At 62.5% G+C, this 12,862-nt stretch carries 12 protein-coding genes; 8 read left to right on the top strand and 4 right to left on the bottom strand.

Annotated elements, in window-relative coordinates; genetic code table 11:
• Positions 1-11: 11 nt before the first annotated feature.
• Positions 12-1,004, bottom strand: a complete 993-nt coding sequence (locus QQK25_RS09130) for an NAD(P)/FAD-dependent oxidoreductase (protein WP_284187636.1) — start codon at positions 1,002-1,004, stop codon at positions 12-14.
• 97 nt (positions 1,005-1,101) lie between these two features.
• Here QQK25_RS09130 and QQK25_RS09125 point away from each other — a divergent pair, with 97 nt between their 5' ends.
• Both QQK25_RS09125 and QQK25_RS09120 read left to right on the top strand, forming a co-directional pair.
• Entirely contained in the window at positions 1,102-1,842 is a 741-nt protein-coding gene (locus tag QQK25_RS09125) for an SDR family NAD(P)-dependent oxidoreductase (RefSeq protein ID WP_284187635.1), read from the top strand.
• 589 nt (positions 1,843-2,431) lie between these two features.
• The gene (locus QQK25_RS09120; RefSeq protein ID WP_284187634.1) at positions 2,432-2,686 is read left to right on the top strand and encodes a type II toxin-antitoxin system Phd/YefM family antitoxin; all 255 of its coding nucleotides are present in this window, start codon (positions 2,432-2,434) and stop codon (positions 2,684-2,686) included.
• Between the two features lie 37 nt (positions 2,687-2,723).
• Here the strand turns inward: QQK25_RS09120 and QQK25_RS09115 are convergent, their stop codons facing one another.
• The 3 genes from QQK25_RS09115 to QQK25_RS09110 all read right to left on the bottom strand — a co-directional run bounded on the left by QQK25_RS09115 (position 2,724) and on the right by QQK25_RS09110 (position 3,936).
• Positions 2,724-3,044 (bottom strand): helix-turn-helix domain-containing protein, encoded by a 321-nt coding sequence (locus tag QQK25_RS09115; protein WP_284187633.1) that lies wholly within the window; start codon positions 3,042-3,044, stop codon positions 2,724-2,726.
• Entirely contained in the window at positions 3,034-3,213 is a 180-nt protein-coding gene (locus QQK25_RS23640; RefSeq protein ID WP_368736554.1) for a BrnT family toxin, read from the bottom strand. The genes QQK25_RS09115 and QQK25_RS23640 overlap by 11 nt, the downstream gene beginning before the upstream one ends.
• A gap of 276 nt (positions 3,214-3,489) precedes the next feature.
• Positions 3,490-3,936 carry a hypothetical protein gene (locus QQK25_RS09110; RefSeq protein WP_284187632.1) on the bottom strand — a complete coding sequence of 149 codons (447 nt, stop codon included), beginning with the start codon at positions 3,934-3,936 and terminating at the stop codon, positions 3,490-3,492.
• Between the two features lie 156 nt (positions 3,937-4,092).
• On the opposite strand from QQK25_RS09110, the gene QQK25_RS09105 reads away from it, so the two are divergent.
• The 6 genes from QQK25_RS09105 (at position 4,093) to QQK25_RS09080 (ending at position 12,816) form a co-directional block, all read left to right on the top strand.
• Entirely contained in the window at positions 4,093-7,335 is a 3,243-nt protein-coding gene (locus tag QQK25_RS09105) for a site-specific DNA-methyltransferase (RefSeq protein WP_284187631.1), read from the top strand.
• A gap of 10 nt (positions 7,336-7,345) precedes the next feature.
• The gene (locus QQK25_RS09100; RefSeq protein WP_284187630.1) at positions 7,346-10,222 is read left to right on the top strand and encodes a BPTD_3080 family restriction endonuclease; all 2,877 of its coding nucleotides are present in this window, start codon (positions 7,346-7,348) and stop codon (positions 10,220-10,222) included.
• Between the two features lie 129 nt (positions 10,223-10,351).
• Entirely contained in the window at positions 10,352-10,636 is a 285-nt protein-coding gene (locus QQK25_RS09095) for a hypothetical protein (RefSeq protein WP_284187629.1), read from the top strand.
• 366 nt (positions 10,637-11,002) lie between these two features.
• Positions 11,003-11,428 carry a hypothetical protein gene (locus QQK25_RS09090; protein WP_284187628.1) on the top strand — a complete coding sequence of 142 codons (426 nt, stop codon included), beginning with the start codon at positions 11,003-11,005 and terminating at the stop codon, positions 11,426-11,428.
• Between the two features lie 2 nt (positions 11,429-11,430).
• Positions 11,431-11,730, top strand: a complete 300-nt coding sequence (locus QQK25_RS09085; RefSeq protein ID WP_284187627.1) for a hypothetical protein — start codon at positions 11,431-11,433, stop codon at positions 11,728-11,730.
• A 63-nt stretch (positions 11,731-11,793) separates the two neighbouring features.
• Positions 11,794-12,816: a hypothetical protein gene (locus QQK25_RS09080; protein WP_284187626.1), complete on the top strand. Its 1,023-nt coding sequence runs from the start codon at positions 11,794-11,796 to the stop codon at positions 12,814-12,816.
• Positions 12,817-12,862 lie beyond the last annotated feature (46 nt).

Below are 12,862 nucleotides of genomic sequence, written 5' to 3'. Positions count from 1 at the left end.
GGCGCGGCCGGTCAGGGGCTGGCGAAGTGCTGCAGGACGTCCTGGGCGAGGCTGCGGCCGCTGAGCCACGCGCCTTCCACCTTGCCGCCGTTCAGCCAGTCGCCGCACAGGCCGATGCGGCGGTCCACGTCCCACACATGGCAGGCGTCGAGGGGCGGCTCGGTGTCGGCGTAGCGCCAGCGGTGGGCGGTCCAGGCCTCGGGCGGCGGTGCGCCCAGCTCGGCGAAGGCGCGGAGCAGGGCGTCGGCGACGGCTTCGGGCGTGGCCTCGATGTGGGCCTCGCTCCATTCGGCGGTGGCGTGGAGCAGCCATGTCTCGCCGCTGGGGCGGCCGGGCTTGCTGCTGTCGCGGGCGATCCAGCGCAGCGGGCCGCTGTTCACGAAGGCGGCGTCGAAGGGAAGCGCGACGGGGGCGTCATAGCGCAGCATCAGCGCCCAGCTGCCGCGCATGTTGGCGCGGGCGGAGAGGTTCGCCAGGCCCGGCGCGGGCGAGCGCAGCAGGGGCACGGCCTGGGGGGCAGGTACCGCCAGCAGCACCGCGTCGAAGCGCGTGGGGTGCAGGCCGTGCTCTGCCGAAACGAGCCACCAGCCGTCGGGGCTGGGGCGGATCTCGGTGACGGTGGTCTGCGCCGTGAGGGGCAGCGCGTCGGCCAGAAAGCGGGCGGGGGCGGTCATGCGCGGCACGCCGACGAAGCGTTCGAGGGCGAAGTCGGCGCCGTGCTCGCCGGCTTCGCCTAGTACGGCAATGCGGGCGCGCCACAGATCGGCGACACCCGCGTGCTGCCAGCGGGCGACTTCGGCACGGAAGGCTGGATCGCGGGCGGTGAAGTACTGGGCGCCGTGGTCGCACTGCCAGTCGTCGCCGCGGCGGGTGCTCATCCGCCCTGCGGAGCCGCGGCTCTTGTCGAGGAGGGTGAGGTCGATACCCGCTGCCTTGAGGGATGTTGCGCAGGACAAACCGGCAATACCTGCACCGATGACGGCGACTTTTGGGTTTGATTTCAATTTTTGTCCTAGACAAAAAAGGAGGGTGCCCCATAATACAGCGCATCAGGAGCCGTTCAAAGCCGATTACGAGCGGCCACGTGCCGAGGGAGTTGTCATGGACAGGATTGCACTTGTCACCGGTGCCGCCGGTGGGTTGGGGCGGGCAGTGGCCGCCGGGCTGGCTGCCGATGGCTGGCGGCTGATTGTCGTGAGCCGCGATGCCGCTCGGCTGGCCGCAGCCTTTGGCGACCGGCACCTGCAGATCGAGGCCGACTGCAGCACCGTTGCCGGGGTGCGGCAGATTTTCGAGCGGGCTGCTGCGGCGGGCCTGCTCCCCACTGCGCTGGCCCACTGCGTCGGCAACATCCGGCTGGGTTCGGTGCATCGGATGTCCGAAGCGGATTTCGACGACTGCCTGCGCGCCAATCTGGTGAGCGCCTTTCACACCCTGGGTGGCTTCATCGGCGCCCTGCGCGAAGCGCGCAGCCCGGGTTCGGCAGTGCTGGTGTCGTCAGCCGCGGCGCAGATCGGCACGCCCAATCACGAAGCGGTGGCGGCGGCCAAGGCGGGGGTGGAGGGGCTTGTCCGCGGTGCCGCGGCGAGTCACGCGGCAGCGGGCATCCGGGTGAATGGCGTGGCGCCGGGCATCATGGACACGCCCGCCACCTCAGCCATCCTCGGCAGCGCCGCCGGGCGGGATGCGGCCGCGCGGCAATATCCGCTGCCAGGCATCGGATCGGCGGAGGAATTGGCGCAACTGATGGGCTGGCTGCTGTCGGAGCACGCAGCGCGGGTGACGGGGCAGGTATGGGCGATGGACGCCGGCTTCACGCGGATTCGTCCATTGGTGAAGTGATCGCGCCTGGATTGGCGGCAGGATGCCGTCGGGCGTGATGCGAGCACAAAAACAAAAAGGCCAGTCCCGGAGGACTGGCCTTTTCTGAATCTGGTGGGTTGTGAGTGGCTCGAACACTCGACCTACGGATTAAGAGCCCGAAAACCTCGCTCCGGACCGAGCATCGCGGCGCTTGGGCGTCGTTCTAGGTGTCATGCAAGAGGGCGCGCCCGGGACGCGTCGGGCATTGGCTCTATCTCCATGCCGGATTCACCGCCCCTTTCATAAGTGATTGTCCGGTATTGTTTTTTTCTGATTGCTGAGATGTCCGATGAGCCTGCGCATGCCCTGATTGGACGTGCGATGGATCGGGGTGGGACCGGGCATTCTCCGGTCCGATGCGAGGCGTTTCCCGTTGGGGGAGAACGCCCGTCCGAGTTCGTGAAGCCAGTCCTGGCGCGGGCTTTCCCTCTGTTGGGACCGGGTAAGGACCGGGGCGTCCGAAACGCTGTCGGTACGGCGATCGAAAAGTCCTTAGTTCAGTATGGGAGCCGGGGTCTGCTTCCAACCTATAATCTGGTGGCTAACCGACTCCGTCAGTATCCCCGCGATGAAAACCGTTCCCGTCGGCAAGGCCAAGGCCCAGTTCTCCAAACTGCTCGTCGAAGTTGAACTGGGCGAGGAGGTCACCATCATCCGGCGTGGTCTGCCTGTTGTCCGGATCGTTGCGGCGGTAGAGTCTCCTGTGGCTGCCCTCACCCAGCAGGCGCAGGTCGCCGGCGTCTTTGCGCGCCTGCGGGAGATGCGCCAAGGGCGTACGCTGGGCGGCAGTCTTCGTGAAGCGATCGAGGGCGGCCGCGATTGATCGACCAGTAAAAGGGACCGTGCCCCGATCTGGCGAGTCAGCGGAGTGCTGCCAACGCGGCTTCGGGCGCCTTGTCCAGAACCTTGAGCAGCGCCTTCGCTGCGCCAGTCGGGCTGCGCTTACCCTGTTCCCAGTTGCGAATGGTGTCGAGCGGCACATCGATCCGCTCTGAAAACTCTGCCTGGCTCAATCCCAGGCGCCGGCGAACCCGACGGGCGAACTTCGCGGCATCAAGCAAGGCTTGCGTTTCATCGGCAGCTTGCTGGGTGGCGATCTCTTCATCCGATGTCGCGTCAACGCGAGCGGTGTCAATCCGGCCGAGCTCCAGCGAGGTGGGGACCGCGGGGTCAATCGTCACGCGTACTGTCTTCATAGTGTCGGACCTCTCGTTGGTTTGCCTTGCGTGCGGAAATAATGCGCAGAACGTCATCTCGTGGCGTATAGACCACGACGAAAAGACGCTGTTCGATCTTTCCCAACAGCTGATAGCGCTCTTCGCCGTAGCTGTGGCGCGTATCGGCCTGAATCAGGCGATCAGGATCGAAGAAAGCGCGTGCCGCGTAGGCGAAGTCGAAACCGGCTCACGGAAGCAAGCGTCGCTCTTGGCTTCGTCCCATTCGAAATTCATGGGTGTAGTGTAGTTCAGTGAACTACCCCTGGCAAGTTCTTGGCGACGGGCGAAACGGCTGCTTGTTTCTGATAGTAGGTGTTACCAGAACACCCGGGTCCGCGTGCATGTCCCGGGATGGGGACTGGTGTACGCGCGAGTTACACCGATGACACGGGCGCATTCGTGATCGTTGTTAGTCCCATCGTGCCGGATCTGTCGCAAATGTTTCGCTTTCAAGGCGGCGCAGTTCGGAGAAGCTCGTCGTGCTCTGCTTGATCTCCTGCCATGCCCGGGCGAAGGCGGGCATGGCAAGGTTGGATTGGATCCCGGAAGACCATTCTTTCCACACGTCCGCGCTGATGCGCTTACGCCTGCGCAGACACACCTGCTCGTTCGACAGGTCGATGTACCGAAAGAGTTGGCCGAACGCGCTTTCGTATTCTTCATCGTCCAGCGCCTGGCCGAGAAGGGCCTTGGTAGGGATCTGGCTGGCCAATTCTCGATACTCCTTGGCGAGCCCGTCCTCGAACTGCAATTGTGCGATGTGCTTTGACGCATTCAGTTGGCCAAACGCGCACAAGACTCCGATCGCGCCGATCATTGCGGCGATAGCCGATACCCATTCTGGTGTGATGTTCATCTTGATTTAAAGCATGCTCGAAGACAGCGCCTGGATAGGGAGATTACACCGCTACAAGGCCATTCTTCTCATGACATTCGGCCGCCTCCTCCGCATAATGCTTGGCTGTCCAGGGTTTGGGCATCGTCTTGTCATTGTGGATTCGAGGGGTTGGGTATGGCCAAGTTGCACACGCATCTGAGGAGGGCGCTGCTGTCGATTGTTCCTGCCGATGGTTCGGCGATCGGCAACACGGCGCTGCGGCGTGAGATCGAGAACGCGCTGGCTGCCAAGGGGCTGGAGATCGCTGAGGACGATTACTGGCAGGTCCAGAGCGAACTGGTGGCTGAAGGCGTGCTGATCAAGGGGGCCGGGCGTGGCGGATCGGTCCGGCTTGCCGAGGTGCCCGAGGACGATGAGGGCGCGGATTTCTCCCTTGAAGCTCAAGAGGCACCTGAACCCGAGCCGGTGAAGGCCCCCCGCAAGGCCCGCGCAACAGTGGCGACTTCGACCCCCAAGCGCACCGCTGCCGAAGAGGCGCAGATCATCTCGTACCGCCATCAGGACAAGCGCAAGAACAACCCCGAGGTTGGCATGGTCACGCCGGCCACTGACCCCGAGGCCGGCAAGACTCGCTGGGCCTTCGACCCGCACCTCGACCCCGCCCTGCAGTTCGATCCGCAACGCGGGCGGGTCGAAGCCGTCATCGACGAGGCCCTGGCCAGCGGTGACATGGAGCGCATGCGCAGCGCCCTCGAAGAACTCAAGCGTCTGCAGACCCCCTACCTGAACTGGGCAGGTAAGGCTGAGCGCACTAGCTTCGAGGTGGACACGGTCAGCCTGCACGTCCACGAACGTGTAGATCCGGCCAGCATCCTCTCTGCCGTTCGCAAGGCGATGAAAGGCGAAGGCAAGAGCACAGGAGCTGCCAAGGCCATCCAGCCCGGCCTGTTCGATGCGCCGTTCGAGAACCTACCCCTGCGCGATGCCATCGACTTCTACCACCACGAACGGGGCTGGGCGAATCGCCTAGTCGCAGGCGACTCACTGCTGGTAATGAACAGCCTGCTCCAGAAGGAGAGCATGGCCGGCAAGGTGCAGATGGTCTACATCGACCCCCCCTACGGTATCAAGTACGGCTCCAACTTCCAGCCTTTCGTTGGCAAGCGCGACGTCAAGGACCGAAACGACGCCGACTTGACTCTGGAACCAGAGATGATCAAGGCTTTTCGGGACACGTGGGAACTTGGCATTCACTCGTACCTAACCTACCTGCGTGACAGGCTGCTGCTGGCGCGTGAACTGCTGAGCGAGTCGGGTAGCGTGTTCGTCCAGATATCCGACGAGAACTTGCACCATGTCAGGGAGATCATGGACGAAGTGTTCGGAGCGGAAAATTTCATTTCTCTGATCACCTTCCGCACCGGCAGCGGCTTCACCGCTCGCTATATCAAGACAACCTCAGACTACTTGGTCTGGTACGGTAAATCCAAGGATAGAACTAAGTACCACCAGCTATTCGAGTTCAAGCAAACAGGAGAAGGAACTTACTTCGACAGAGCAGAACTCGACACAGGACGAACCGTCGACCTAGCGACAATTGAACGCGACGGTCTGGAAGATCGTGTGAAGGCATACATTGCTTATCGCCCCCTTGTTTCTGGTGCGTTCTCCCAAAGTACCACCTTTAACATTGAACTACGTGGCCAAAACTTTCACCCTGGTGGCAACCGCTGCTGGAAGACAACTGCCAACGGATTGCGAAATCTAGAAAGTAGTAATCGCATCCAGTTCGCCACCAACACTCTGAAGTTCATAGCCAAGAGCAGCGACTTCCCATGCCAAGAGATTACACATGTCTGGAATGACACAATGGAACTCTTGGGTAAAGACTACGTTGTCCAAACAACAACGAAAGTGATCGAGCGCTGCCTCCTTATGACAACCGATCCAGGTGATCTCGTCCTTGATCCCACTTGCGGCTCTGGAACTACCGCTTTCGTCGCCGAGAAGTGGGGCCGCCGCTGGATCACCTGCGACACCTCACGCGTCGCTATCACTCTGGCTAAGCAGCGCCTGATGACTTCGAGCTTCGACTACTTCGACCTGAAGTACCCGCACGAAGGTCTGAAAGGCGGCTTCATCTATAAGACCGTGCCGCACGTCACCTTGAAGTCGATCGCCAACAACCCCGACATCGACAGCATTTACGAGCGGATGCGCCCGGCCATCGAGCAACTGCTCGGCAATCTCAACACCGAACTGGCCAAGCACCCGGCTGAAGCCTTCATCGTCACCGAGGGCGGACGCAAGGGGAAAAAACTCGACTTCGCCAAGGGCGATACCCTCCAGGAGTGGGAAGTGCCCTTCGATGCACCGACCGACTGGCCCGAGGCGGTGACAATGATCCACGACAAGTTCCTGCACGCCCGCCGGCACATGCAGGGGTTGATGGATCAGTCGATCGCGGCTCACGCCGACCAGGAAGTTCTCTTTGACCAGCCCAGCGTTGCCAAGAACCGCTTGCGCATCACCGGCCCGTTCACCGTCGAGGCGGTCCCCTTCCCCAGCGTCAAGGCACTGGACGAGGCCAGCGGCCCTGACGAGGCCGACACCAGCATCGCTCGTACCGGCGAGTCTGGCCGCCAGCATCAGTGGCGTGACGAGCTTCTAAAAGCAGGGATTCGCGGGAAGGCTGGGCAGATGCTCAAGTTCGCCGACCTCGAAGCCCTCCCTTCGGATCACGACATCCGTAACCTCCATGCCGTCGGTCACCTCGACAGCGGCGAGCGTGTCGTCGTGAGCTTCGGTCCCGAGCATGCTGCGCTGGAGCAGCGGCAGGTGGCTAACGCCCTCAACGAGGCGGGTAATCTCTTCCCCCTGCCGAAGATGATCGTTTTCTGCGCCTTCACCTTCGATCCGGAGGCCGCCAAGGACATCGACGCCCTCAAGGGCATCACCGCGCTGAAGGCTCAGATGAACACCGACCTGCTGACCGAGGACTTGAAGAAGGCGAAGTCGTCCAACCAGAGCTTCTGGCTCATGGGCCAGCCCGAGGTCGAGGTGCGTAGCCTCAAGGATGGTCGCTACGAGGTCGAGGTGCACGGCTTCGACTACTTCGACACCGTCAAGGGTGAGCTCGTATCCGGCGGCAAGAGCAAGATCGCAATGTGGTCGCTCGACACCGACTATGACGAGCGCAGCGTCTTCCCCCGTCAGGTGTTCTTCCCGATGGCAGGCAAGGGGGAGGGTTGGGAAAAGCTCAAGAAGAACATCCGGGCGGAGCTGGACGAGTCCAAGCTGGACAAGTTCCACGGCACCATCAGCCTGCCCTTCGAGGCAGGCGACAATCGCAAGATTGCGGTCAAGATCGTGGACGACCGGGGTATCGAGTCGCTCAAGGTCATGTCGCTGAAGTAAGGGGCTGCTAATGACTGCACCAAAGTCCCTGATCATCAATTCGCCTTTCTTGCGCCCGACGCACCACTGGTTGCGCCAGAGCGACAGCAAGCTGGAACTAAAGGAAGGGCGACGACCAGCGGGTTACGAAATTTTCGACACGCGGAACAACACCGTCCGCACCGTCGAGCTTGATCTCGTCAACCGCATTCGCGAACGGGTCGATGCATGGCGAGAGGCCGGCTACCCCGGCGTCACCACCGTCACCCGCCAGTTGCTGGAGCACTGGCAAGACCCGGACGCCAGCCGCCAGAACGCCTTCTACTTCTGCCAGATCGAGGCCATTGAGACTCTGATCTGGCACGTCGAGGCCCCACCCGACTACCAGCAAGGGATTGCCATACCGGGCGATGGCGGAGTCTGGGAACGCCTTTGCAGCAAGATGGCGACCGGCAGCGGCAAGACTACCGTGATGGCGATGATCATCACCTGGCAGGTGCTGAACGCGCTGACCTACCCGAAGCGCAACAAGGACTTCTCGCGCACGGTGTTCATCGTCGCCCCTGGCCTCACCGTCAAGGAACGCCTTCAGGTGCTGCGCCCCGGCCACCCGGAGAACTACTACGACACCTTCGGTCTCTGCCCGAACGAAGGGCTGCGCCAGAAGCTGAACCAGGTCGAACTCGGCATCGAGAACTGGCACAGCCTGATGCCCCTGAAGGAGCAGGAGCGCTCCGTGGTCAAGAAAGGCGCCGAGAGCGACGAGGCCTACGTCCGCCGGGTGCTCGGCAAGCTGTCCGGCTACAAGGACATTCTGATCATCAACGACGAGGCGCACCACGCCTACCGCAAGCCGGCCGAGGTGAAGGTCAGCAAGAAGGATGCGGAGGAACTCGGCATCGACCTGGAAGAGGCCACCCGCTGGATCGAGGGGCTGGACCGCATCCACAAGATGCGTCGGATCATCCGCTGCTTCGACCTGTCGGCCACCCCGTTTGCCCCTACCGGCAAGACCAGCACAGAGTCCTCGCTGTTCGAGTGGGTCATCTCCGACTTCGGCCTGAACGATGCCATCGAGGCTGGTCTGGTCAAGACGCCCCGCGTAGTCATCCGCGACAACGCCTTGCCCAACGCCCAAACCTACCGAAGCAAGCTGTACCACCTCTACCGCGAGCCGGAGGTCGGCGAGGATCTGAACCGACGCGGCGCCGAACCTCACGAAGCGCTGCCCCAGATCGTTCAGGAGGCCTACACGCTACTTGGTGCCGACTGGCGAGAAACACTCAAGTCGTGGCAAGCCAACGGTCATGCTTCGCCCCCGGTGATGCTGACCGTCTGCAACCGGACCGAAACGGCAGCTCGCATCGAGCACTACTTCCGTCACGGCGACGCCTACTGGCCTGAGCTGAAGGCCCCGGAGAAGACGCTGCGTGTCGACTCCAAAGTGCTCGACAAGGCCGAAATCGGAGAAGCTGCCAGCAGCGACAAGGAGTACGAAGCTGTCCTGAAAGCGATCGTTGAAGCCGCCAACATTCCGGAAGCCCGCAAGGAGCTGCTGCGGGCGGTGAAGAAGGAAGAGTTGCTGCGCGCCATCGTCGACAACGTCGGCAAGCGCAACACCGCCGGCCAGGACCTGCAGAACGTCATCTCCGTCGCCATGCTCTCCGAGGGCTGGGACGCGAAGAACGTTACGCACATCATGGGCCTGCGTGCCTTCACCAGCCAGTTGCTCTGCGAGCAGGTGATCGGCCGTGGTCTGCGTCGCGTGTCCTACGATACCGAGCCGGTCGTCTGCCCGGACGGTGTTGAACGTGACTTGTTCCTGCCGGAATTCGTCAATGTCTTCGGCGTGCCGCTGTCCATCTTCCAGGATGGCGAGGGTGGTGAGCCGCCACCGCCCCCGAAGCACAGCACCCAGATCGAATCCATCAAGGACCGCAGAGAGTTGGAGCTTGCCTGGCCGAACGTGCTGCGCGTCGACTTCGTTGTCCGGCCGGAACTGGTGGTCGACTGGTCGAAGGTGCCAACGCTCAAGCTGGACCCGGCCCAGATTCACGTCAGCGCCGACATGGCACCCGCCCTAGGCGGTGCGGCCGATCTCGCCAAAGCCGTATCGATCGACCTGGAGAAGCTGCCTGAGGAGTTCCGCCTGCAGCGCCTGTTGTTCGTCGCAGCCCGCAAGGCCTTCGAGACCTTGCAGCATGGCTTCACGGGTGGCCGGGAGTCGCTGATCCAGCAACTGATCCGACTGGTCGAGCAGTTCTTCAACTCCGACAAGCTGGACATTCCATCGCTCTTCCACCAAGACCCGCTGCGCAAGCGGATTCTGATCGCGCTGTCGATCGACAACATCGTTCAGCACGTGATCGAGCAGGTCCATCAAGAGAACGCCGAGCGCCTGGAGCCGGTGTTTGACCCCGAGTTCCCGATCGGCTCCACCCGCGTGATGCGGACGTGGTACTCGACAAAACCCTGCCTGGAAACGACGAAGTCACAGATCAGTCATGCGGTGGTCGACAGCACCTGGGAGCACTACACCGCGCAGGTGCTGGAGAAGCGCACCGATGTTTCGGCGTACGCGAAGAATGATCACTTGGGCTTCCAGCTCCATTATCTATGGCACGGTAGCAGGCGGAAGTACGTCCCCGACTTTCTCATTCGTCTCGCTAACGGCAAGCATCTTGTCCTGGAGATCAAGGGCGAAGATTCTGACCAGAGCCGGACCAAGCGCCGGGCGTTGGATGCGTGGGTTCGCGCGGTCAATGCCAGGGGCGGGTTCGGTACATGGTGCTGGGACGTGGTGAAGGCGGAGCCGTCGAAAGTGGATGACGTAATCAGCCATCACAGTAGAAACGCTGCGCATACGGAGCCGATTGGTGAGGGGGTGTTGGTTCCTGGCGGGAGGTGAAAACCGGGTCGTGAAAACAGGTCATCGATGCCATAACCGGAGTCGTCGATGTTGTCCGTGCAGATCGCCCCAAGCCTTCCCGCCAAGCCCCGGCCTGGCCTCCGTCGTCTCGCTCCGCAATCGCCCACGATGGGTTTCCTGTCCCGCGCTGCGGCGCTGCCCGGCAAGTCCCTGGCGCTGGCTGCAGCCTTGATCGCCGCCGCGATTTCAGCACGTTCCCCGACCGTCTCCTGCGGGTGCTGGGTGCGCAGCCAGTTCGCCCTCAGCCCGGATGCCGTGTGTGATGGGCTCACCCGCCTCGAAGCCGCCGGGCTGGTTCGCGCCAGTCGTCGGCGAGGGCGACACCCTATCGTGACGCTGATCGACAGCTCCGGTGATGAACTCGTGCTGGAGGGCTGGCCGGCGACGGTGTAAGCCTTGAGAAGGGGAGTGGTATACGACCAAGTTACACCGGCGGTCACCGGGCGGTCGGCAGCCGGGGTGTTGGTGGCAACGAATACTGCTGCGACTGCGACAACATCACGCCAAGTGCGCGACGCTCGACGAGCGGCGTGCACTTGGCCTACGTAGCCCGTGTGCTCCCGGCGCACGGGCGTATATCCCTCTTCACGCGTCGCGCCAACGCGTCCTCATGCTTTACCTCCCTGGAAGCTAAGCGCCCGGTTTCGACGGCCTTAGGTGTCCGTGAGCCACCTTGTCTGCTGGCATCGTGGGCGGGTCTGGTCAGTCGGCCAGACTTCATCACGAATCCCCGAGATTGTCGGGAGAGAGGTCACCAGCATGAAGCAGAAACAGAACGCCGCGGACACGCCCGTCGCCGTTGTCAGCGCAGAAGACATTCAGGGCTGCCGCAATTCCATCTTGTGGAGCCTGCGCGCCGTCGGTACGGCCATGGGTCTGCTCGGTATCGAGGATGAGGAATTCCAGCAGAGGGTCGTGGAAGACGATGATTACTTCCTGATGGTCCTCCAGCTCCTCAAGATGCTGGTCGTCGACCGGGGGTACGCCGAGAGCGTGGCCGATGTGCGGGAGAAGCTGCAGCACAAGATTGCCCAGGCCGTCGCCGTCCGGAATGATCCGGATACTGAAGCGCTCATCGCGGCCGATATCGACTTCGATCAGCTTCCGCCGATGCCTGACTTTTCCGGGGAGATGATCGATGCGCTGCGTCCGTCTGTCCGTGTTGCCCACTGTTCCGGAGCGTAATCATGAGCTACTGCGAAGCCTTCAGCCGTCAGATTCTCGATCCTAACGGGGATCTCCTGGCGCTCAATCAGAACTGCAGCGTCCAGCTCGACCTCGATGTGCCTGCGGTCGTCGTGCGGGAGGGGAATTTCATCCTCGGTTTCTACGATGCGTGGGGTGAGGATGATGAGCTCTTGTTCATCCGGGACGAGCTGATCGCCGTTCTGATGGACCCTTTCCATGCTCCGGCTCCCGACTGGTGCCCGCTCTTCGGCGTTTTGGCTGATGTAGTGTGTTGTCCAGTGCCCCAGCACGGGCGGTGATTGTTGTTGGCCCGGAACGGTGTGATGCCGTTCCGGGATTTTGTCTTTTAAAGGATGGGATTGATGTCCAGGGAATTGAAGGCGCTGGAATACCCCGCGTGGTCCGAGTTCCTCGCGTTTGAAAAGGCTTACCTGCAGTGCCTGACCGAGATCGCCCATGCCCGGCGGGGTCGCCCGATCGCTCGGGAGGTGGTCAAGGATGGTGTTGTCCACGTGACCACCGTTCGGCGGGAGGCCGGTCTCTATACCCCGGATGTGTGTGGGTGTATCGACAATGGCCTTGCGTTGCTGCGGCAAGGGGCGGTCGGCGCCTGGTTGCTCAGGGTCCGTCAACTCCGGCTGGATGGCACCGTCCGGCCGGCGCGGCGTGCCTTCAAGGTCGGCCAGGACGGGCGTGATGACGAAGGGCAGGGGCAGAACGCGTGGCATACGATTCGTGAGTACCAGGAGCGGGAGCGTGATCTGCGCTTCTTCGGCGAGTATGCGGTGTTGTCGGCCCGTTTCCACTGGGACACCTGGACGCCCTGCACGACCACAAAGGAAGAGGTCGAAGGGGTCGTCAAGTTGCAGCTTCAGCTTCGGTCGGAACTGGTGAAGCTCATGGGCGATCGTTACCTGCGCCGCCATCTATCGTCCCAGGACCTAGCCGCCGTTCCGCAACTGTTGAAGATGCTGGACGGTGTGCGCCAGTCTTTCGAGTTCGTTGTCCGCGAGGCGCCGGAGCTGCATCCCTTCACGCGCTACCACACGGAAGAAGGGCGTGGCCTGCGGCAGGCGGTCGCCATTGAGCTGGTGGACCTGTGCCTGCTGAGCTTCGGGCAGTGCCCCGCGTCCATGCTCGAAGAGCTGCTGGCAGGGATGGGGTCCGAATTGCCCTCGTCCCTGTCGAAGTGGCTGCGGGATCAGATCAAGGTCGGACAGGCGCACCTGGCCTCCCAGGCGCAGATGCGTAACTTCGTGAATGCGTGGCTCCCCCTCGATCAGGAGGACGATCCGCGGCGCCCGGCGTATCCCGTCCTGCCTTGGCTGGATACGTCGTTGGAGCGGGCGGTCGGCGTCGACGGGGTGGAAGCTAAGGCAGGGTGATTGCACGGGCTTAGCTGCCCTGACGTGAATTTGAGGTGAGGCATCC

Origin of the sequence: Zoogloea oryzae, assembly GCF_030161255.1 — a bacterium.
Taxonomy (GTDB): domain Bacteria; phylum Pseudomonadota; class Gammaproteobacteria; order Burkholderiales; family Rhodocyclaceae; genus Zoogloea; species Zoogloea oryzae.
Note: the sequence above shows the minus strand (reverse complement) of the source record. Positions and strands in the feature narration are given on the sequence as shown.